Source organism: bacterium (genome assembly GCA_026129405.1).
Classification (GTDB): Bacteria; Desulfobacterota; Binatia; order DP-6; family DP-6; genus JAHCID01.
Genome location: JAHCID010000011.1, coordinates 34,748 through 56,802 on the forward strand (window position 1 = coordinate 34,748; position 22,055 = coordinate 56,802).

Sequence of the window (22,055 nt, forward strand, 5' to 3'; positions counted from 1 at the left end):
AGTGCCAAGAGCGCAAGCGCTACCCGTAGATTAATCTCTTCGTGTACCCCTTCCTTATTCTTGACGCGGTACCGTCGGACATGATCTTACGCCGCGCGACGTTCGGATGGACGTCGTGCAGCCAGGACGATCCGTCCCGGCCGCGCGCGGCACACGATCGACCGAGTCCACACACCTTCGCCACAGTCTCGCGACGATCGCAACTTATTGAATTTCCCAACATTTTCACCACACCCCCCGCAAGAGTACTTTCCCAAGGTCTCCTCCATGCATATGCGTCACGTCGTCTTCGGCTCGATCCTCCTCGCCTCGCTCGTCGCCGCCGCTCCGGCGCTGGCGCACCACATCAGCGGCAAGGTGTACTGCGATGACGACTACAACGGCGTCATCGGCACCGGGGACACCCTCCTGTCGGGCATCACGGCGCGGGCCACGTCGCTCGACGCTTCGCCCGGCTCGACCTGGTCCAACAACACGAACGCCAGCGGCTACTACGAGATCGGCCTGCCGGCGCGAAACGACCGCTACCGGGTGCAGCTGATCGGCCTCCCCGGCGGCTGGACGGTGGTGGATCCGGCAAGCGGCCAGCACATCGTCCAGATCATCACCGGCAGCTCGTCGACCGACCACAAGGACAACGTCAACTTCCTCGTGCAGGGCTGCAAGCCGCCGCCGACCACGACGACGACCACCACCTCGACCACCACGACGACGAGCACCACCACCTCGACCACCACGACGACCAATCCGACGACGACCACCACCAGCACCACCACGCTGCCGACCACGACGACGTCGACCACGACCACGAGCACCAGCACCACCACCTCGACCACGACGATCCTGGACCCGGCCTCCTGCGGCTGCGACGGCGTGCCGTTCATGGTGAACCGGCGCGGCCGCTTCAACAACGACGGCGACCTGCGTGCGAGCATCGGCGCCAACGCGCCGGACGGCCAGATCCAGATCGGCAAGTCCGTGTACATGGCCGACGGCACGAAGATCGTCGCCGACCTCGTCGCCGTGAGCGACGGGTCCTCGGTCGATCACATCTCCGCAAACAAGGTGAAGGTCGTTCGTACGGCCACGCTCCGCAACGGCACGAGCGTGCCGACGCTCCCGATCGTGCAGCCCTACTGCCAGATTCCCCCGATCGACTGCGGGCACGAGACCGTGGTGGTGAAGACGGGCGTCGTCCAGAGCCCGCTCACGCCCGGCGTGTACGGCCACCTGCGGGTGATGAACGGCGCCACGCTGCGGCTCGCACCGGGCGACTTCACCTTCTGCGACATCAAGACCGGCCGCGGCGCCGCGATCCTCACCGAAGGCCCGGTGACCATCGGCGTCGAGAAGAGCGTCGCGATCGGCTCCGGCTCGAAGCTGATGGCGCCGATCGGCCAGCCGCCGATCCTCGTCAACATCGCGGGTAAGAAGATCCGCGTCTCGCAGGGCGCCGTCGCGCAGGCGCAGATCCGGGCGCCGTTCGCGAAGGGCCAGTTCGGCCGCGACTCGACGGTGCTCGGGTGCTTCTGCACGGACGAGACCCGCACCGACAAGCACATCACGCTCGCCTGCCAGTAGGCGGCGGCGGGCGGACGGCGATCGCCGCCCGCCCGTCAGTCAGTCTGCCGCCGCGTCGTGGGTCGGCATCGTGAGCTCGACCACGACGGCGGGACGCGCGGCGGGACCGTCGTCCTCCTTCACGATCGCCGCCGCCACGACGCACGGCTCGCCCGGGCGGACCCAGGCGACGCGCCGGTAGGCCTCGCCGCGAAAGCACGGCTTGCGGTAGACGATGCGGGCCGACGCGGCCCATCGGCGGCGCAGGTCGTCGCCGCGGGCGAACAGGACGGCGGCCGCGAACGCCTCCAGCACCCGCAGGTAGGCGACGCCGTTCACGTGCCGGTTGGCGTCCGTCTGGCCGAGGTGCCAAACCTGCGGCTCCGCGTCGCGCGCGTCGGGCGGACGCGCCTCGACGAGCAGATCGCCGAGCGTCGGTGCCGTCGTCGTCCGCGACGGGCTCGGCCCGAGGCCGAGCGACGCGGGGAGCGTCGCCACGCGGCGGCGGGCCGGATCGGGATCATAGCGCGTGAAGGTGTTCACGTAGCGTCCCCGGGCGACGCGGGTGCCGTCGGCGCGGTGCAGCGCGTGCAGGCCGTCGCGCACGAGATGGCGCACCGCGCCGTCCGCGCCGAGGACGCGCGCCAGCCCGCTCTCGCCGCGCACCGCCAGCCTGCCGCCGAGATCGCACGGCACGTCGTCGACGGCGATCTCGACGTAGGTGAGCGGCGTGAACACCCCGGTCATGCCCGCGAAGTCGGGGGCGCCGAGGATCCGGTGCCAGGGCGCGAAGTGCGAGCGCGCGGTGTAGCGCGGCACCGCGGACAGGCGCAGCGTCAGCCGCTCGGTGAGATCCGGGAAGTGCAGCGTCTCGCGGAGGCGCGTGCGCACGATGCGGTCGGCCGGATTCGAGCCGCGCGCCACGGATCAGAAGAGCCGGCGCGCGGCCAGGTCGGCGCCGGCCCGGAGGGCGCGCAGCTTCGCCCAGACGACGTCGTCGGCCACCGCGCCGAGGCCGGCCGCGGTGTCGAAGCCGCAGTCGGTGCCGGCGACGACGCGTTGCGGATCGCCGATCACGTGCGCGAGCCGCTCGAGGCGCTCGGCGATCAACGCCGGATGCTCGACGTAGTTCGTCGTCGTGTCGATCACGCCGGCGACCAGCTGCCAGCTGCGCGGCGGCGGCGCGTCGCGGAAGCACCGCCACTCGTGCTGGTGGCGCGGGTTCGCCAGCGCCAGGACGAGGCCGCCGACGCGGGCGCGATAGAGGTGCGGCAGCAGCGGCTCGAGGTCGAGGTCGCAGTCGTGGGGCCCCTCATAGTTGCCCCAGCAGACGTGCAGGCGCACCCGCTCCGGGGGAATGCGCGCCAGCGCCCGGTTGAGCGAATGGATGACGAGGTCGACGAAGTCGAGGAACTCGTCGAGCGGGCGATCGGCGAAGCGCGTGTGTCGCTCCATCGCCAGATCCGGCGCGTCGATCTGGAGCACGAAGCCCTGCGCGACGATCGCCTGGTACTCGTGACGCAGTGCCTCCGCGAGCCCGGCGACGTAGTCCTCGAAGCGTTTGTAGTGGCGGTTCTCCATCGCGCAGGCGACGATGCCCGGCGACGGCGCGGTCATGAACGACTCGGTGAAGCCGGGCGCCTCCTCGGCGAGCACGCGCCGGTAGAGGTCGGCCTCGCGCTCGACCGCCGCGGCGTCGGCGTACTCGACCGCCGCGGTCGCCTGCGGTGTGCGCACGAGGCTCACCATGGTCCGCGAGAAGTCGGGCAGCTTGTGGCGCAGGAAGCCGGGATAGCGCACGAGGTCGCGCATCAGCGGCCGATCCCACGCGCCGGAGAAGCCGTGCATGCGATGCTGGAGATGGGTGAAGAAGCTCTCGCGCTGCTGCTCGCCGTCGTTGCCGACGTCGATGCCGCAGTCGAGCTGTGCGCGCACCACCCGCCGGGTCGCGTCCTCGACCGCGGTCGCGAGCGCCGCAGCGTCGTACGGCTCGTGCCGGCTCTTCCTGACGAAGAGCTCCACGAGCTCGGGCGGGCGCGGCAGGCTTCCGGCGTGGGTCGTCAGGATGCGCCCGACGCTGCGTTGCATGCGCCCTCATAGCGGCGCGCCCGGCCCCAGGCGAGGGCCGGCGTGCGCCGGGGCCGACACGCTCGCCGATGCATCATACGGCCCGGGCCCGACGCGCGCGCCCGGATTGCCGCGCACCACACCTACGCCCGGCGCGCAGGGACGCTGCTCGCTCACCTCGCCGCCGACCGACGCCGCCTTGTCGGCCGCCGCCGGAGGGCGCTACAGGTCGCGCATGCACGTGGGCATGGCGACGATCTTCCAGAACCCGCACGACCAGCGACCAGACGGCGACGTCTACGCCCTCGACGCCCGCCTCGCCGACCTCGCGGAGCCGCTCGGCTTCGACTCGGTCTGGGGCGTCGAGCACCACTTCACCGACTACACCATGTGCCCCGACGTTCTGCAGTGGCTGACGTGGGTCGCGGCCCGCACGACGCGCGTGCAGGTGGGCTCGATGGTCGTCGTGCTCCCGTGGCACGACCCGGTGCGCGTCGCCGAGCAGATCGCGATGCTCGACCACCTGAGCCGCGGGCGCGCCGTGCTCGGCATCGGACGTGGGCTCGGCCGCGTCGAGTTCGACGGCTTCCGCATCCCGATGGAGGAGTCGCGGGCGCGCTTCGTCGAATCGGCGACCATGCTGCTGGACGGCCTCGAGAGCGGCGTGCTGGCGGCCGACGGGCGCTACGTCCGCCAGCCCCGCGTGCCGATTCGTCCGCGCCCCGCCGGCACCTTCCGCGGCCGCACCTACGCCGCCGCCGTCTCGCCCGACTCGATGCCGATCGTGGCGCGTCTCGGCTGCGGCCTGCTCGTCATCCCGCAGAAGCCGTGGGAGGTGGTCGAGGCCGAGCTGGTCGAGTACCGCCGCGTCTACCGCGAGGTGAACGGCACCGAGGCGCCGCCGCCGCTGGTCGCCGGCTGGGTCTTCTGCGACCCGGACCCCGCCCGCGCCCGCGCCGGTGCCGAGCGCTTCATCGGCGGCTACTGGGAGTCGGTCGTGCGCCACTACGAGCTCGACGGCGACCACCTCGCGCGCACCGCGGGCTACGAGAGCTACGGGCGCATGTCCGAGATCGCGCGCCAGAAGGGCGGCATCGACGCGCTCACCGAGTTCTTCCTCGGCCTGCAGATCTGGGGCACCCCGGCCGAGTGCCGCGCGCGCATCGACGACATCCACCGGCGCGTCGGCAACGCCGGCTTCGTCGCCGTGTTCAGCTACGCCGGCATGCCCGCCGACGTCGCCGAGCGGAACATGCGCTGCTTCGCGGACACCGTGCTGCCCGGCCTGCGCGAGGTGGCCGGCGTGCGCGGCGCGCTCGGCCCCCTCGCCGCGGTCCCCTGAGCACTCCCGGCCCGGAGCGTCCCCGAGGGGTGGGGACGCTCCGGGCCGCCTCCTCACAGCTGCGAGCGCACCTGGCCCGGCAGGCTGATCGCCGCCGGACCCGGCAGCCCCGCCGGCGCGTCCAGAAGGACGTTGCCGGTCGCCGGAACGCAGAAGACGGACGCGAGCGTCGCGGGCTGCGGCACGAGCGACGACAGGGCAGCGTTGGGTGCGCTGCCCGTCTCGGTGATCGAGCGGCAGCTCGGATTGCCGAAGCAGCCCGGCACCGTCTGGCCGGGGCAGAAGAGCCCGCTCGGATTCGACAGGCTGACGCTGCCGGTCGTCACCGGGCTCAGGTTGGCGTTGATGCTGCCGACGTCGACGCTGCTGTCGCCACCGCCCGGCAGGCAGTCCTTGGAGAGGCCCTGCGAGTTCGTCGTGCTGCACGCGAGGCCGGCGCGCGCCCCGCGATCGCAGGTCCCCGTGCCGATGGCGCCGGGCGCGCCCGTGGCGCTGCACCGCGGACACGGCTGCGCGGCGTTGCCGGTCACGTAGACGTGCAGCGACAGCGGCACGTTCGTCGTCGTCGCGCCGGTGAGGAGGTTCACGGAGCCGCTCACCGGACCCGAGAAGGTGTTGACGCTGCACGCCGACAGCCCGCCGTTCGGGATCGGCACGGGGGCGCCGAAGAAGCAGCCGGTCGTCGTGCAGTCGTAGCCGGCGCCCGCCGTGGGCTCGGGTCCGAGCGCGCAGGTGAGCAGCGGCAGCACGGAGCAGCCGCCGAGCTTGAAGTGCACGACCGCTCCGTCCGGCAGCGCCGACGGCGGCAGCGAGCCGCCGCCGTGCCCGAGCGCGAGATCGCCGCAGGCGAGCGTACCCACCACCGCGCCCGAGCCGTTGCGCATCGTGCCGCAGCTGCCGCTGCCGGCGAGGCTCGCGAACTCGACCGTGAGGGGAAGGAGCGGCGGCAGGAGCGTCGTCGTCGTGGTGCTCGTCGTGGTCGTCGTCGTGGTGGTCGGGCCGGCGACCGTCGTCGTCGTGACCAGCGTCGTCGACGTGGTCGTCGTGGTCGGGCCGCCGGGGAGCGTGCGCAGCGCGATCGAGCCCGGCAGGCTCGCCGCGCCGGGCCCGGGCAGGCCGGCGGCGCCGTCGATCACGATGTTGCCGACCGCGGGGATGCAGAACGCCGACGCCAGGCTGACGGCCTGCGGCGTGTCGGGCACGATCGGACCGGCCGGGAGGCCGTCGACCTGGAAGCTGCGGCACGCGGTGGCGCCGAAGCAGCCGGCGTTGCCGCCCGCGGTCTGTCCGGGACAGAAGAGCCCGGCCGGATTCGCGGCGCTCGCGGTGGTGGTGACGAGCGGCGAGAGGTCGACGGAGATCGAGCCGAGGTCGGAGCTGCCGTCCGCACCGCCGGGCGCGCAGTCGGCCGATAGGCCCTGCGAGTTGGTCGTGCTGCAGGACTGCCCGGCGCGCGCGCCGCGGTCGCAGGTGCCGACGCCGGGGTTGCCCGGCGAGCCGGTCGCGGAGCAGCGCGGACACGGCTGCGCCGCGTCGCCGGTGAGAAAGACGCGCGTCGCCAGCGGCACGGCGAGCGACAGCGCGCCCGTCGCCTTGTCGAGCGTGCCGTGGCCGTTGCTCGCGAACGTGTTGACGATGCAGGTCGAGAGGCCGGCGTTCGCGATCGGCAGCGGCGGCCCGAAGCGGCAGCCCGCCTGGGTGCAGTCGATGCCGCCGGGGGCACCGGCCGTGGCGACGAGCGTGCAGCTGGACCCGTCGCAGCCGACGACCTGGAAGCGGCTGGTCGCACCGTCGGGGATGAGGCCCTCGGGCACCGTCGCCGCGCCGCCGCCGATGTCGAGGCCGCCGCACGCGATCGGTCGGATCGTGCTCGACGAGCCGTCGCGCACGACGCCGCACGCGCCCGTACCGAGCAGCGTGGTGAAGTCGAGCACCTCGGCGCCCGGCGGCAGCGTCGTCGTGGTCGTGGTGGCGAAGATGGTCGAGGACGTGGTGGTCGTCGCCGGGAGCGTGGTCGTGGTCGTGCCGGGTTCGAGCGTCGTGGTGGTCGTCGTCCCCGGCGCCACCAGCTCGCGCAGCGTGATGTTGCCGACGAGGCTGTTCGCCCCGGGGCCCGGCAGGTTGGCCGCGAAGTTCACCAGCGGGCTGGTGGTGGTCGGAATGCAGAAGATCGACGCGAAGGTGATCGGCCGCGTCGTCCCTGCCGGCAGGAGCGCCCCCGCGGGCACCCCGCTCTCCTCGATCGCCGTACAGTTCGCGCCGCCGATGAAGCAGCCGCGCTGGCCCGCGGCCTGCCCCGGACAGAAGAGCCCGTTCGCCGCCGTGCGCGACACCGCGCCGGTGGTGAGCGGCGTCAGGTCGATGGGGATGGCGCCGAGGTTCTGGCTGCCGTCGGTGCAGGTGGCGCCCGGCGTGCACGGGTTGCCGCTGCCGGCGCCGCCCGGCGGGCAGTCGCGCGACAGGCCCTGCGAGTTCGTGCTGGCGCAGGCGAGGCCGCTGCGGGCACCGCGGTCGCACGTGCCGGCGCCGGGCGCCTCGGGCGTGCCGCTCGCCGAGCAGCGCGGACACGGCTGCGTCGCGTTGCCGGTGAGATAGAGCGACGAGGAGAGCTTCAGGCTGAGGTCGCTCGTCGTCCCCGTGGCGAGATCGAGGCTGCCGGCGACCGGCGCCGAGAGCGTGTTGACGACGCAGGTCGACGTGCCGGCGTTCGCGATCGGCAGCGGCGGCCCGAAGCTGCACCCGGTGGTGGTGCAGTCGAAGCTCGGCCCCGGCGCCGCCCACGGCCCGAGCGTACAGACGTCGTCCGTGCAGCCGGTGACGGCCATGCGGTTGGTGCCGCCGTCGGGCGTGATGCTCTCCAGCACGGTCGAGTTGCCGCCGCCGATGTTGAGCCCGCCGCAGGTGAGGCTCTTCAGGACGGCGTCGCTGGCGTCGCGCGTGACGCCGCACGCGCCGGTGCCCACGACGGTGGTGAAGTCGAGCACCGTGGCGTTGCCGGCGGGCAGCGTGGTCGTGGTGGTCGAGGTCGCGCCGCCGCCGAGGCTCGCGTCGGAGCAGTCGGCGATCGCCGGTGCGGCGGCGTTGACGGCGGTGAAGCTGCCCGCGACGTCGCGGCGGATCGCACCGGCGGCGAACACCGCACAGCTGCGCAGCGTGCCGGTCGTGACCCGCACCGCCACCCGGCCCTGCGGTCCCGCGAGCGCGAGCCCCGTGGCGGCGGCGGTGATCTTCAGCAGCTTGCCCTGCTTCAGCACCGCCACCTTGACGGGCGACGGTCCGGCGGGCGCGGCGCCGTTGGCGTAGCGGTAGGAGTCGGTCGCGGCGTCGGTGACCTTCCAGCCGGGCTTGCCGATCCCCGGCGGAACGCTCAGCGCGTGCGGTCCCCCCTCGGTCTGCGAGAACAGCTCGACGGTCATGCCGCCGGGCGTGCCGCTGGCCGGATCGTCGGCGCTCCCCACGGCGGGGAACGGGAGGCCGGCACCCTTCACCAGGAAGACCAGCTTTTCCCGCCCCGAGCCGGCGCGCTTCAGCAGCAGCTTCTTGGCGGCGACCGGCGCGTCGGCGGCGGCGGCCAGGATCGGCAGCGCCGCGGTGGCGATCAACACGAGCGCGGTGGTGCGGACCGCCGCGCGAGACGTGATGGACATGCTCCCCCCTCCGGAGCGGCACGCTTGGGCCGCCTCCGAGGGGCGTTAGCGAGGGCCTCCCGCCCGAACCATCCCGTCAACACGTGGTTTCCCACGCGGACGGCGGTGAAGGCTCTTCAGCGCCGCCGGGGCTCGGCCTTGGCGACGGCGGTCCCGCCCGCCTTGGCCCAGCCCGCCGAACCGGAGCCGCGACCGCTCGCCGCGCCGGACTTCGCCCAGCCGCCGGCGCCGCCGCTGCCGCCGCTCCTGGTCGCGCTGCGCGCCGCCGGCCCAGCCGCCCTTCGCGCCGGCGCCTGGCTCGCCCAGCCGGCCTTGCCGGACCAGCCGCCGGCTCCGGTGTGCCCTTACCGCAGCGCCGCCCATCGCGTCGCCGAGCGCCCCCGCCTTCGCGGCGCTGGACGCCCCGGCGCGGCCGAGGCCGCTGGCGACCCCGCCGCGCGCGGCCGCGGCGTTGCCGGCACTCGCCCCGGAGAGCGCGCCGGCGGTGTCGAGGGCCGCGCCGGTCTCGCCGAGCGTGAAGGCCGCGCCCGGCGCCGCCGCGCCGAGCACGAGCGCCGCACCCAGGATCGTCGTCGTCACCGATCGCCGCATGCGACGATGCTAGCCGCGGGGTGCACGGGTCGAAAGGTCCACGGTGCCGTGCGCCCTGCGCGGGGCGGGCTACAACGTCGCCCGCACCGCACCCTGGAGGCTGATCGCCGCCGGCCCCGGCAGGCCGGCCGGCCCGTCGAGCACGAGGTTGCCGGTCGCCGGCACGCAGAACGCCGACACCAGCGTCGCCGGCGCCGGCAGCAGCAGCGAGGTGATGGCGAGCCCCGGTGCCGAGCCGGTCTCGACGATCGAGCGGCAGGCGGGATTGCCGAAGCAGCCGGCCGTCGCCTGTCCGGCGCAGAAGCTGCCGCCGGGGTTCGAGCGCGTCACCGTCCCCGTCGTGACCGGGCTCAGGCTGGCGGCGATGGTGCCCGCCTCCACGCTGCCGTCGCTGCCGCCGGGGAGACAGTCGCGGCTCAGGCCCTGCGAGTTGATGCTGGTGCACTCGAGGCCGGCGCGCGCGCCGCGATCGCACGTACCGCTGCCGGGAGCGCCCGGCGCGCCGGCCGCGCTGCATCGCGGGCACGGCTGCGCCGCATCGCCGGTGACGAACACCTGGAGGGCCAGCGCGACGTTGGCCGAGGTCGCGCCGGTGAGGAGGTTCACCGTGCCGCTCGCCGGAGCGCTGAAGCGGTTCACGCTGCACGCCGACAGCGCGCCGTTCGGGAGCGGCACCGGCGGGCCGAAGAAGCAGCCGGTCGTGGTGCAGTCGTGCTGCGCGCCCGCCGTGTCCTCCGCCGCGAGCGCACAGGTGAGCAGCGGCAGCAGCGAGCAGCCGCCGATCCGGAAGTGCACGACCGCGCCGTCGGGGAGGGCGGCCGCGGGGACCAGCCCGGCGCCGTCGCCGAGCACGAGGTCGCCGCACGCGAGGGGAGCCAGCGTCGTGCCGGCGCCGTTGCGGATGCTGCCGCAGCTGCCGCTCGGCGCCTGGCTCATGAACTCGAGCGTCAGCGGCAGCAGCGCGGGCAGGAGCGTCGTCGTCGTGGTGCTCGTCGTGCTCGGCGTCGACGTGGTCGTCGTCGAGCCCGCGAGCGTCGTGGTCGTGGTGGTCGACGCCCCGCCGCCCGGGTCGGTGGTCGTGGTCGTCGTCGTCGGGCCGCCGGCGGTCTCGCGGCGCGTGACCGTCACCGAGAGGCTGGCCGCACCCGGGCCCGGCAGGCTCGCCGCGCCGTCGATCACGATGTTGCCCACCGCGGGGATGCAGAACGTCGAGGCGAGGTTGGCGGCCGCGGGCGTGTCGAGCGCGAGCGGGCCGGCCGGTAGGCCGGACACCTCCATCGCACGGCAGGCCGGCTTGCCGAAGCACCCGGCGTCCCGCTGCGTGCCGCAGAACGCTCCGGCCGGGTCGCTCGCCGTCGCCGTGGTCGTCGCCAACGGCGTCAGATCGACGGCGATGGCACCGAGATCCGCGCTGCCGTCACCGCCGCCGGGAGGGCAGTCCGCCGACAGCCCCTGCGCGTTGGCCGAGCTGCACGGCTGTCCCGCGCGGGCGCCCCGGTCGCAGACGCCGGCCCCCGGGCTCTCCGGCGTGCCCGAGCCCGAGCAGCGCGGACACGGCTGCGTCGCGTTGCCGGTCAGGTGGACGCGGGTGCCGAGCGGGACGACGAGCGACAGCGTGCCGGTCGCGGTGTCGACCGTGCCGCCGCCGGCGCCGGCGAAGATGTTGACGACGCACACCGACAGCCCCGCGTTGGGGATGGGCAGCGGCGGTCCGAAGCGGCAGCCCGCGGCCGTGCAGTCGAAGCCGTCGCCGGGCGTCGCCGTGGGGTGGAGCGTACAGCTCGAGCCGGTGCAGCCGCCGACGACGAAGCGGTTCGTCGCCCCGTCGGGGATCAGCCCTTCGGGCACGCTCGAGCCGCCGCCGCCGATGTCGAGACCGCCGCACGCGATGGTGCCGATCGGCGTCGCGCTCGCGTCGCGCAGCTCGCCGCACACGCCCGCGCCGGCGCCGATCGTCACGTCGAGCAGCGGCGTGCCCGGGACGAGCGTCGTGCTGGTCGTGGTCGGCGCGGATGACGTCGTGCTGGTCGTCGTGGCGCCGCCGCCCGGCGCCGTCGTCGTGGTCGTCGCGCCGACGCCGGGAGCCATGGTGGTGGTCGTGGTCGCGCCGCCCGCGTCGTCGCACGTGCCGGCGCCCGCGGGCGCGTCGGTGCCGACGAAGCGGCCCGGCCGGTCGCGCTTCACGCTCGCACCCGCGAAGGTGACGCACCGGCGGATGCTGCCGACGGTCACGCGCACGCGCACCTGCCCGAGGGGCGCCGTCTGCGCGAGCCCGGTCTCACGCGCCACGAGCTTGAGGAGTCGCCCCGGCTTCAGCACCACGAGGCGCAGCGGCGACGGGCTCGCCGGTGCGCGCGGATTCGCGAAGCGGAACACGCCGCCGCGCACCTTCCATCCCGGGCGTCCGGCGCCGCCCGGCGCCGTCAGACGCGCCGACTCGCCCGGCGTGAAGACCTCGACCACGATGCCGCCCGGCGTGCCGGCCGGGTCGTCGGCCCCGCCGACGCGCGGACCCGGCACCTCGACGTCGCGGGCGACGAGGACGAGCTTCGCGCGTCCATTCTTGGCGCGCGAGAGGAGCAGCTTCTTCGCGCCGATGACCGCGTCCGCGGCGAGCGCGGACGAGGCCAGCAGCACGACGACGGTCACCAGGGTCGGGACGAGCGGGCGACGGGGCATGGGGTCCTCCGATGGCCAGGCGAGGCGTGAATCAACGCCGCATGCACGACTGTATGCAGATCGCGTCGAGTCACCAGCACCGCATCGACGTCCGCCGCGCGGAGATGGGGGATTCGGCGACCAGGAAAGTCGGGGGCTTGCATGGCGCGCGGCGCCCGCGTTGACGGTCCCGTGCGCCTCTGCCAACCGTCGTCGCGCACATGCGCCGGCGCCTGCGACCGTGGATATGGCTGCTCTTGGCGCTGATCGCGGTGGTCGCGGTCGCCGTCGCGCTGGTCACGCGCGAGGCCGCGCGCGTCGTCGCCGCGCGCCTGAGCGCCGCGAGCGGCCTCGAGGTCACCATCGCCGACCTCGACCTCTCGCTGTGGCCGTTCGGCGTCGCCGCCGACGACGTCGTCGTGCGCTTCCCCGGCGCGCCCGAGCCGTCCCTCAGCGCCGAGCGCCTGGTGCTCGCGATCGACGCCCGGACGCTGCCGCAGCGCCTGTGGGAGGGCCAGCCGCACGTGCGCCGCGCGCGTCTGGTCGGCCCGCGGCTGCACCTCGAGCGCGCCCGCGACGGGCGCCTCGTGCTCGCCGGCGCACCGGCGGCGCCACCGTCGAGGCGCGCCTGCCGAGATCCGCCCGCACACCGCCGCCGCCGGTGGCCCTGCTCGTCGATCGGCTCGACGTCGTGCGCGGCACGCTCGTCTTCGACGACGCCACCCGGACGCCCGCACGCAGCACGACGCTCGATCTCGACGCCGTCCGCGTCCGCGGCCTCGCGGTACGCGGCGACGGCAGCCTCGCCGACGCCGCCTTCGCGGAAGCACGCTGGCGCGCAGTGACGCCCGTGGCGCCCTCGCCGGCCGCTACGCCGCGCGCACCGACGGCGTGCGCCTGCGCCTGCGCGCCGACCTGACGCGTCTCGCGCTCGCCGACGCCGCGCCCTACCTCGGTCCCGACCTCCTGCACGGCGGCACCGTGAGCGGCCGCATCGACTATCGCTGGCGCGCGGACACGGGCATGCCCGCGCTGCGGCTCGAAGGTCCGGTCGTGGTCGAGAACCTCGACGTCGGCGACGGCCGCAGCGTGCCGCGCACCGCGGTGCGCACGCTGCGCGCGCGCGGCACCGACATCGACCTCGCGGCGCAGCGCGTTCGCGTCGCGCGTCTCGTGCTCGAAGGCGTGCGCATGCAGCTGCCGCCGCCGGCCGCGAAGCCCGCGAAGGCACGGCCCGCGGCCGGCGGGCCGGCATGGGACTTCGCGGTCGACCGCCTCGCCGTGCGCAACGCCGGCGTCGAGCCGCCCGCCGGCGCCGGCTGGCCGGTCACGGTGCACGCCCTCGCCGGCCGCGACCTCGCCTCGGGCTGGACGAGCGGCGGTCTCACCGCCGCCGCCGCGCTCGCCACCGGCGGACGCCTGCGCGCGCGCATCGTCTTCGATCCGCGTGACGGCTGGACGTGGATGCGCGTCAAGGCGGACGCCGTCGCGCTGCCGACGCTGGCGCGCGACCTGCTGCCGGCGCGGCTGCGACTCGACGCCGGCGTGCTGCGCGGCCAGGCGACGGTGGTGACACCTCCCCTGCGCGTCTCCGCCGGACGCGTCGCCGTCGACAAGCTCTCGCTGGTCGCACCCCGCAGCGGCGGCAGCGACCCGGTGCTGGCGCTCGACGCCGCCCGCCTGCGCATCTGGTCGCTCGGGCTCGATCCGCTCGACGCCTCGCTCGGCCCGCTCGAGCTCGCGTGGCCCTACCTCGTCGTCCGCCGCGATCCCGAGGGCGTCTATCCGCTGCACCTCCTCGACGACGCTCCCGCCCGCGGCCCCGCCCCCGCCGCCCGCGGCCCCGCCGCCGGCCGCGTGATGCTCCAGTCGCTCGCCGTGCGCGACGGCACCGTCTTCTTCGAGGACCGCGTCGTCCCCGGCGGCTTCTTCGGCAGCACGAGCCAGATCCGGGCGACGGCATACGGCCTCTACGGTCTGCCGGTCCGCATCGGCGACCTGACCCTCGCCGGCAGCCTCAACGAGGTCGCGCCGATCACGCTCGCCGGCTACCTGAGCGACACGACCTCGGCCCGCGGCGACGTCACGCAGCTCCCGCTCGCGCCGCTCAATCCCTACGTCGCGCCGGCCACCGGCTGGGCCGCCGACGCGGGCACCGCCGACCTCGGCGCGACGGTGGCGCTGCGCGACGGCCGCCTCGACGCCGACGCCCGGGTCGTGCTCGTGCACGCGGGCCTGCGCCGCGCCGGCGACGTCGACGTGCTCGGACATCTTGTCGGCGTGCCGCTGACGACCGCGCTGCGCCTCATGCAGGACACGCGCGGCCGCGTCACGCTCGACTTCCCCGTAGCGGGCGCGCTCGACGCGCCGGGCGTCGAGCTGAACGGGCTCATCGTCGGCGCGATCGGCCGCGCCATCGCCGGGGCGGTCACCAGCCCGCTGACGCTCCTCGGCTCGGCGTTCGCGCGCGGCGAAGCGCCGCCCGAGCTGGTGCTGGCGCCCGTGCTGTTCGCGCCCGGTGCGGCGGCGCTCGACGTCACCGCCGAGCGGCGCCTCGACCTGCTCGCCGTCCTGCTCGGCCAGAAGCCCGACCTGGTGCTCGATCTCACCGGCAACGCCGGCGCCGCCGACGCCGCGGCGCTCGGCGCCGGCGCGGCGCCCACGACTTTGCGCTCACGCGACGCTGGCGCGCCGCGCGGGCCGACGCGGTCGTGCAGCGCCTCGTCGAGCGCTATCGCGTCGCGCCGGCCCGGCTGCGGGTCGCGGCCGCCGCGCGCACCGACGCGGAGGCGAGCGTCGTGCTCACGCCGGCCCGCTGACGAGCGGCCCGTTCGCGCCCGTCGTCACCGCGATCACGGTCATCGTCGCGTCGAGCGCCGCTTCGGGCACGCGGACGAGGACGTCGCAGACGGGATCGCGACCGAAGAGCCGATCGACCGCGGAGAGACGCAGCTCGAGCTCGAGCGACACGCCGGTGCCGAGCGCCCGCACGCCGGTGATGCGCCGGCCGTGCACGCCGCGCAGCACCACCAGCTCCTGCGGCCGCATCGGGCAGAGGAGGAAGGTCGTGTCGCCCCGGCGCGTCGTCGGCCCATAGAACTGCCACGGCGCGAGCCCGCGCTGGGTACCGAGGATGGCGTCGCGGTGGCGCGCCATCCAGTCCGCCATGCCGTCGAGACGCTCCGCCTGCCAGTCGGGCAGCCGGCCGGCGCCGTCGGGCGAGACGTTGACGAGGAGGTTGCCGCCCCCGCTCGCCGTGTCGGCGAGCATGCCGAGCAGCTGGCGCACCGACTTGCGCTCGCGGTCGGCGTCGACGTTGCCCCAGCTGTGGTTCATCGTCACGCACGTCTCCCACGGCCCGTCGGGCGGGTGCGCCGGCAGCGCCTGCTCGGGCGTGGCGTAGTCGCCCGTCCCCGGCAGGCGGTCGTTCAGCACCACGTCGGGCTGGAGCGCGCGGATCGTCGCGACCAGCTCGTCGGTGCCCCACTCGTCCGCGCTGCGCTCCCAGCCGCCGTCGAACCACAGCAGGTCGATCGGCCCGTAGGCGGTGAGAAGGTGGCGCAGCTGGCGCAGGAGATGGGTGCGGAAGCGCGCCCAGCGCTCTGGCTCGGGGCGCGGATACGCCACCAGCGCATACGGCCGCATGGCATCGGTGAAGGCCGGGTAGTCGGGATGGTGCCAGTCCGACAGCGAGAAGTAGAAGCCGACGCGCAGGCCCGCGTCGCGGGTCGCGGCGACGAAGTCGGCGACGAGGTCGCGCCCGCCCGGGACGCGGCCGACGCCGAGCTCGCCGTCGGGATCGGGGAAGAGCGAGAAGCCGTCGTGGTGCTTCGTCGTCAGCACCGCGTACTGCATGCCGCAGCGCCGCGCATGCGCGAGCCAGGCGCGCGGCGCGTCCGCCGGCGGCGCGAAGCGCAGCACGTCGCGGTAATAGGTGGCGACGGGGACGTCCTGCCCGTGCGGAAAGGCGGCGCTGCCGCCGACGAGCGGCCACGACGGCTCCCAGCCGTGCATGCTGTATGCGCCCCAGTGCACGAAGAGCCCGAGACGCGCGTTGCGGAACCAGTGATCCTCGCGCACGACGTGCCGAGTGCTAGCTGCGTCCGCGGGCGGGCGTCAACGCACTCCGCATGGCGCACCCCGCACGACCAACGGCCCGCGATCTCGCGCTCCTGCGTCGGGCGTGCAGTCGTGCATGCCCCGGCTCTTCCGAGGCCCCGTGGGATCGTGGCGGCGGCACGGCATAGCCTTCGCACTCCCGCGAGCCGAGCCTTGACACCAACCGGCGGGATGCGGTTCCCTCCCCCCACTCGCGAAAGACCGTCCACGGAATGACGACCCGCACGATCCGTCTCGCCACCCTCACGCTGCTCGCGCTCACCGTCGCCACCCCGGCCGTGGCGAAGCATCGGCAGACCGCGCCCGTGACGCCGCTCACGGTCGCCGGCGACACGCCGCTGCCGCGCACCATATCCCCAGCCAAGCGCATCCTGACCCTCGCCATCGGCGCCCCCGGCAACCAGCGCATCGTCACCGTGAGCCCCTTCATCGACCCCACCAGCCCCGCGCAGCTCGCGCCGCTCGGCGACAACGCCAACCCGGCGATCTCGTACACCGGGCGCTCGGTGGCCTGGGACACGACCGAGGACCCGCTGGGCACGGGCCTGCCCGGACGTCAGGTCGTCGCGCAGATCAACGGCATCCTCACCCAGGTCTCGAGCGACCCGAGCGGCACGAGCGCCAATCCGAGCCTCGATACCGTCGGCCGTACGATCGCCTGGGAGTCGAGCGGGAACCTGACGGGCGACAATCCGAGCGGCGCCTCCCAGATCTTCCTGAAGGATCGCGTCGCCCTGGTGCGTCAGCTGAGCGCCGGCTCGGGCACCAGCCGCAACGTCGTCGTCTCCGCGCGCAAGGGCTGGATCGCGTTCGAGTCGAGCAGCCACCCGATCACCGGCGCCGACACGGGCGTCCCGCAGATCTGGTTCGGCAACGCCTCGAGCCAGATCCCCGCGCCCCTCACCGCCGGCCTCGGCTCGAGCCGCAACGCCGCGATCAGCGACGACGGCCGCATCCTCACCTTCGAGAGCGAGGCCGACCTCGCCGGCAACGGCGCCGACACCGGCGTGCCGCAGATCTTCGTCTACGACACCAAGACGGCGACGTTCGCCCGCGTCACCAACGACGCCGGCGGCTGCACCCTGCCCGCCGCCGCCAAGGTGAAGCGCGACTACCGCATCGCCTTCGTCTGCGGCGGTACGCCGTACTTCTACATGCTCCGCGCCGAGAGCCGCTTCCAGGTGCAGACCGGCGGCGGCCACACCCAGCGTGTCGCCGGCGAGCTCGGCATCCACTTCATGGCCCTCAGCACCACCGGCAACCTCGCCGCCTCCGGCACCACCCCCGGCCATCAGGTGTACCTGGTGAACCTGTACAAGCGTCCCGCGCAGCCGGTGGCAGGCCCGCTCGCCGTGTGGTGGCCGTTCCGCGGCCTCTCGGCGTTCTGATCCCGCGCCGGGGTCGGGCCGCGGGATCGCTGCGGGCGCAGGACGAAGGGACGCGTAGCGGCCGCACGCGCGGCGGAGCGCTGCGCGCACCGAGACCGCGCCGCCCGCTCCCGCGCCCCTCGGTTCGGGGCGCGGGGGGCGGACGTAGGTTTCAGGCCGACACGCGGTCGAACAGGGTCGGAACTTCGCTCGGCTCCGGATCGTAGGCCGGGGGCGGGAGGATGGTCGGGATGTCGTCGTCCATCGTCGACGGCAGCGGCTCCGGCGGGGCGCCGCCGAGGAGAGCGACGAGGGGGCTGCCCTGGGCGCGCTTGCGCTTCAGCTTCTCGAGGAGCGTCGTGCGGTTCACGCGCAGGAGGCGCGCGGCCTCCTTCTTGTTGCCGCCGGAGAGACGGAGGGCCTGGGCGATGATGCGGTCCTCGATCGCTTCCATCTCGCGGTAGAAATCGATGCCGCCGGCGCCGAACTGCCAGGGCATCGACGGCGTGCCGTCGAGGAGCTCGCGCGGCGAGACGAGGTGCGGCGGGAGGTCGGCGACGGCGATCACCCCTTCGGGGCGGCCGAGGACGACCAGCTGCTCCAGCAGGTTGCGCAGCTCGCGCACGTTGCCCGGCCAGTTGTAGCGCTGCAGGACGTCCATCGCGGCCGGCTCGATGACGAAGCGCGGCAGCCCCTTGCGGACGAGGCCGGTGAGGATGTGCTCGGCGAGGAGCGGGATGTCCTCGCGGCGGCGGCGCAGCGGCGGCATCTCGATCGGCACGACGCGCAGCCGGTAGAACAGGTCTTCGCGGAAGGTCCGATTCGCGACCGCCTGCTCGAGCGTGCGGTTCGTCGCCGCGACGACGCGGACGTCGACCTGCTGGGTGAGCACGCTGCCGACCGGCTCGAAGCGGCCGTCCTCGAGGACGCGCAGCAGCTTCACCTGGAGCTTGGGGCTCATCTCGCCGATCTCGTCGAGGAAGATCGTACCGCTGTCGGCGAGCTTGAAGCGCCCCACCCGGCTCGCGACCGCACCCGTGAAGGCGCCGCGCTCGTGGCCGAACATCTCGCTCTCGAGCAGGTCCTCCGGAATCGCGCCGCAGTGCACCGGCACGAAGCGCTGCGACCCGCGGCGCGACAGCCGATGCAGCGCGGCGGCCACCAGCTCCTTGCCCGTGCCGCTCTCGCCCGTGATCAATACCGTCGCATCCGTCGCCGCCACGCGACGGATGATCTCGAAGATGGCCCGCATGCTCGCATGCTGGCCGATGATCCCGGCGAAGCCCGGGAGCTCCGTCCCTGCCACCACCCCCTCGTCCCCACCACCCACACAGTGCGCGTGATCCATGTCCCTCGTCCCCTCCTGGGCGCGTCGTGTCGCCCGGGAGGGCGCAGTAGCAAGACGCACTCCCAACACCGGGACGACACCGTTTTGACCGTGTCGGGTGTCAGGGAACCGCCGCCAACCCAGCGGGAACCTTGACATTCCCATTCGCCGACGGGGTGCGTCCCGGCTTCGGGGGAGGCGGGGATCCGTGCCCCGGGGGCGCACCACTTTGTACGGCGGCCGTCGGCAATGCGACGGACCTGTACGATGCGCCCCCGCGGCGCGGCGCGAAACCTCAGCGCGATTCGGCGCCGGACACGGACTCGGGAGCCGCGAGCAGCGGATGACGCGTCGACCAGCCGCCGCTCTCGAGCACGACCTGGCGACCCGCGCGCGTCGTCCCGTCGATCACGAGGGGAGCCATCAGGTTGGCCGTCATGCGCCGCGCCTCGGCGGGCACGGTCACGATGGTCAGGACCGCCGACTCGGGCCCCGCCCCGGCCGAGCGCGGCAGGCGCCCCGCATAGCCGGGGAAGAACGCCTCGGGGTCGCAGACGAGGAAGCCCAGCTCGGGCTCGTCGAAGGAGACGAGGTAGCGGAACGGGGAGCCGTCCTGGGCCGGCTCGAGGAGCGCGAAGCGCCGCACGTGCGGCAGGCCGACCAGCCCGTCGGCCAGCTCGACCACGCGGTCCGCCGGTACGTCGTAGGTGCCGAACCGACGCGACCGCAGGGGCACTGCGGCGCCGCTGGTCACGGTTTCTCCTGCTGTCGCTGCTTCCACAGCTCGGTGGCCTCGTCGAGACGGGCCCGCTCGGTGACGGCCGCGTCCTCGTTCTCTCGCTGGATGGCTCGGTAGATCTCTTCGCGGTAGATGCGGACCTTCGCCGGGGCGTCGACCCCGATCCGAACCTGATTGCCTCGAACCTCGAGCACCCGGATCGCGATCTCGTCGCCGATCCGGATCACCTCTCCCGACTTCCGTGTCAGTATGAGCATGCGGGGACGCTCCTTGTCGCCCGTTCGTCTTCTCGGCCGATCCGGCCGAGAGCTTTAGCTCTGCCGCGGCATGTCCCTCAGAGCCGGAGCAGCCCGACGAGGCTGTTGTCCTTCATCTGAACGGCGGCGGCGAGCAGCGCCTGGAGCGCCGTCTGCGCCTGCGCCAGCTGCGTCGCGACGACGGTGAAGTCGGCGTCGCGCGCCGCGGACCGCACGCCCGCCTCCTGCGCCGTCAGCGCCTTCACCTGCGCCGAGCGCGTGGTCAGCTGCGCCTGCCGTGCGCCGACGCTCGCCCGCTCGGCCGCGAGCCCGTCGCGCGCCGCCGCGAGACCGCCCAGCGTCGCGCCGACGTCGCCGTCGTTGGCGAGCGCCTGGTCGAGCGCCTCGACCGCCTGCAGCGCGCTGCCGAACACCGTGCCGCCGTTCGTCGTCAGCCGCACGCGGTCGCCGTTGTTGCCGATCGTGGTTTCGAACTCGTGCGTCGAGCCGCTGTACGCCGTCGCCGCCGTGTAGCCCGGCGCATCGGGGTCGGCGAACGGCGCCGGCGCGTCGAGCGCGAGGCCGCCGAAGAGCCGCCGGCCGGCGAGCTCGGAGTTGCCGAGCGTGGTGAGCCCCTGGAGGATGCCGTGCACCTCCTCGCGCGCCGCCGCGCGCTGCGCCGGCGAGTAGAGCCCCGACGCCATCTGCGACGCGATCTCCTCGGCACGCACGAGCAGGTTGTTGGCCTGGCCGAGCGCCGTGTCCTCGGAGTGCAGCACGCGAACGCCGAACTCGGCGTTCTCGTCCCATTGCGACAGCGCGCGCAGGCTGGCGTTCGAGCGCACCACCTGCCCCGCGCCGAGCGGATCGTCCGACGACGCGAGCAGCCGCCGGCCGCTCAGGATCTGCTCCTGGAGGCGGCGGATGTCGACCTGCACCTCGACCGTGCGGCGCTGGAAGAAGTCGAAGGTGTTGGCGTCGCTGACGCGCCCGATCATCGCACCAGACCCATGAGCTCGCCGAGCACGTTGTCGGCGACGCTGATGACGCGCGCGGCCGCCTGGAACGCCCGCTGCGCCTTCAGGAGGTTCGTCAGCTCCTCGTTCAGGTTGACGCCCGAGACGGCGTCGCGCTGCGCCTGGACCTGCTCCGCGAGGAGCGTGCTGGCGCGGGCGACGGCCTTGGCCTGCGCGGCGTCCTGGCCGAGACGCGACTGCTCGGTGGCGAGCCAGCCCTGGAACGTCGTGTTGCCGAGCGCGGCCTGCGCGGTCGTGCGCAGGTCGGCGAAGGCGAGCGCGTTCTGGTTGTCGCCGGGCTGCGCCGAGCGCGCGGCCGCGATCCGACGCGGATCGGTGATGACGACGGCGATCGTCCCCGCCGTGGTGCCGGTGAAGAACGGCACCGCGGCGGTCGGGTTGCCGTCCTGGTCGACGGCCGCGGCGTGCTGCTGCACGGCGTTCACCGCCGAGGCCAGCGACGCCGCCAGCGTGTCGAGGTTGGCCTGCGCCTTCGGGATGTCGCCGTCGCGCACGCCGAGCAGGGCCGCGATCTCGCCGCGCTGGAACATGCCGGGCAGCGCCATGAAGCCGCCGTTGGCGTCGGCGACGCCCACCTGATGCAGCGGCAGCCCGTCGATGCCGTTGCCGCTCGTCTGCGTCGTCAGCTGCCGGGTGACCACGCCGGCGTCGACCAGCACGAGGCCGTTCTCCGCGGCGACGCGCACGCTCCCGTTCGGGTACTCGGTGACGCTCACGCCGAGCGTCTGCGCGAGGTCCCGGAGCGCCCGCTCGCGCTCGTCGCGCAGGCTGTTCGCCGACTGCCCGGTCGACTCGGCGTCCGCGATGCTGACGTTCAGGTCGGCGATGCGCTGGAGCGCGTCGTTGCCCTCGCGCACGAGCGAGACGAGCCGCTCGTCCGCCCCGCGCTGGAGCTGCCCCAGCGCGACGTTGCGGCGGTTCAACTCGGTGGCCACCGAGCGCGCCGCGCCGAGCAGCGTCTCGCGCTCCGGGCCGCCGTTCGGATTGCGCCCGAGCGCGTCGGCGGCGTCGAAGAAGGCGCCCACCGCCTCGGCGAGCGACGGTTCGCCGAGGTCGCTCAGCACGCCTGCCAGACGCTCCAGCTGGTCGCTGCGTGTCGCGGCCTGACGCTGGTCGCTGATGAGCGAGCGCAGGCGGCGGTCGAGGAGCGGATCGACGATCTGCTCGACGCTGCGGATGCGCACGCCGCGGCCGACGAGCACGCCGGTCCCGTCGGCGTACGGCTCGATCGCCCCCTGCACCACGCGCTGGCGCGAGTAGCCCGGGGTGTTCACGTTCGCGATGTTGTTGCCCGCGACGTTGAGCCCCATCTCGGCCGCGAGCAGGCCGCTGCGTCCGATGTCGAGCGCCGGCAGCAGTCCCATG

The 22,055-nt window shown here is 74.1% G+C and carries 14 protein-coding genes and 1 pseudogene; 4 read left to right on the forward strand and 11 right to left on the reverse strand.

Annotated features, from left to right (window positions below):
• The first annotated feature begins 267 nt into the window (after window positions 1-267).
• Complete coding sequence (locus tag KIT14_24635; protein ID MCW5893714.1) at window positions 268-1,581, forward strand: hypothetical protein; 1,314 nt, start codon at window positions 268-270, stop codon at window positions 1,579-1,581.
• 39 nt (window positions 1,582-1,620) lie between these two features.
• On the opposite strand, the gene KIT14_24640 is transcribed toward KIT14_24635, so the two are convergent.
• Window positions 1,621-2,451 carry a hypothetical protein gene (locus KIT14_24640; protein MCW5893715.1) on the reverse strand — a complete coding sequence of 277 codons (831 nt, stop codon included), beginning with the start codon at window positions 2,449-2,451 and terminating at the stop codon, window positions 1,621-1,623.
• A 36-nt stretch (window positions 2,452-2,487) separates the two neighbouring features.
• Window positions 2,488-3,648 (reverse strand): cobalamin-independent methionine synthase II family protein, encoded by a 1,161-nt coding sequence (locus KIT14_24645; GenBank protein ID MCW5893716.1) that lies wholly within the window; start codon window positions 3,646-3,648, stop codon window positions 2,488-2,490.
• A 214-nt stretch (window positions 3,649-3,862) separates the two neighbouring features.
• On the opposite strand from KIT14_24645, the gene KIT14_24650 reads away from it, so the two are divergent.
• Complete coding sequence (locus KIT14_24650) at window positions 3,863-4,969, forward strand: LLM class flavin-dependent oxidoreductase (protein ID MCW5893717.1); 1,107 nt, start codon at window positions 3,863-3,865, stop codon at window positions 4,967-4,969.
• A gap of 53 nt (window positions 4,970-5,022) precedes the next feature.
• Here KIT14_24650 and KIT14_24655 read toward each other — a convergent pair whose 3' ends face one another.
• The 3 genes from KIT14_24655 to KIT14_24665 form a co-directional block, all read right to left on the reverse strand.
• Window positions 5,023-8,616, reverse strand: a complete 3,594-nt coding sequence (locus KIT14_24655; GenBank protein MCW5893718.1) for a hypothetical protein — start codon at window positions 8,614-8,616, stop codon at window positions 5,023-5,025.
• A gap of 45 nt (window positions 8,617-8,661) precedes the next feature.
• Window positions 8,662-9,195: a hypothetical protein gene (locus tag KIT14_24660; GenBank protein MCW5893719.1), complete on the reverse strand. Its 534-nt coding sequence runs from the start codon at window positions 9,193-9,195 to the stop codon at window positions 8,662-8,664.
• 81 nt (window positions 9,196-9,276) lie between these two features.
• Window positions 9,277-11,886, reverse strand: coding sequence for a hypothetical protein (locus tag KIT14_24665; GenBank protein ID MCW5893720.1), 2,610 nt, complete (start codon window positions 11,884-11,886; stop codon window positions 9,277-9,279).
• A 1,002-nt stretch (window positions 11,887-12,888) separates the two neighbouring features.
• Here KIT14_24665 and KIT14_24670 point away from each other — a divergent pair.
• Window positions 12,889-14,103: pseudogene (locus KIT14_24670) on the forward strand (DUF748 domain-containing protein).
• Between the two features lie 564 nt (window positions 14,104-14,667).
• On the opposite strand, the gene KIT14_24675 reads toward KIT14_24670, so the two are convergent.
• Window positions 14,668-15,945, reverse strand: coding sequence for an alpha-L-fucosidase (locus KIT14_24675; protein ID MCW5893721.1), 1,278 nt, complete (start codon window positions 15,943-15,945; stop codon window positions 14,668-14,670).
• 251 nt (window positions 15,946-16,196) lie between these two features.
• Between KIT14_24675 and KIT14_24680 the strand changes: the two genes are divergently transcribed.
• Window positions 16,197-17,372: a PD40 domain-containing protein gene (locus KIT14_24680; GenBank protein ID MCW5893722.1), complete on the forward strand. Its 1,176-nt coding sequence runs from the start codon at window positions 16,197-16,199 to the stop codon at window positions 17,370-17,372.
• A gap of 151 nt (window positions 17,373-17,523) precedes the next feature.
• Here the strand turns inward: KIT14_24680 and KIT14_24685 are convergent, their stop codons facing one another.
• The 5 genes from KIT14_24685 to flgK form a co-directional block, all read right to left on the reverse strand.
• A complete protein-coding gene (locus KIT14_24685) occupies window positions 17,524-18,657 on the reverse strand; it encodes a sigma-54-dependent Fis family transcriptional regulator (protein ID MCW5893723.1) in 1,134 nt (377 codons plus the stop codon).
• 316 nt (window positions 18,658-18,973) lie between these two features.
• Window positions 18,974-19,432 carry a flagellar assembly protein FliW gene (fliW, locus tag KIT14_24690; protein MCW5893724.1) on the reverse strand — a complete coding sequence of 153 codons (459 nt, stop codon included), beginning with the start codon at window positions 19,430-19,432 and terminating at the stop codon, window positions 18,974-18,976.
• Window positions 19,429-19,674, reverse strand: a complete 246-nt coding sequence (gene csrA / locus KIT14_24695; GenBank protein MCW5893725.1) for a carbon storage regulator CsrA — start codon at window positions 19,672-19,674, stop codon at window positions 19,429-19,431. Before csrA ends, fliW begins: the two co-directional genes overlap by 4 nt.
• A gap of 77 nt (window positions 19,675-19,751) precedes the next feature.
• Entirely contained in the window at window positions 19,752-20,651 is a 900-nt protein-coding gene (locus KIT14_24700; protein ID MCW5893726.1) for a hypothetical protein, read from the reverse strand.
• Window positions 20,648-22,054, reverse strand: a complete 1,407-nt coding sequence (gene flgK, locus KIT14_24705; GenBank protein ID MCW5893727.1) for a flagellar hook-associated protein FlgK — start codon at window positions 22,052-22,054, stop codon at window positions 20,648-20,650. The genes KIT14_24700 and flgK overlap by 4 nt, the downstream gene beginning before the upstream one ends.
• Window position 22,055: the final 1 nt, after the last annotated feature.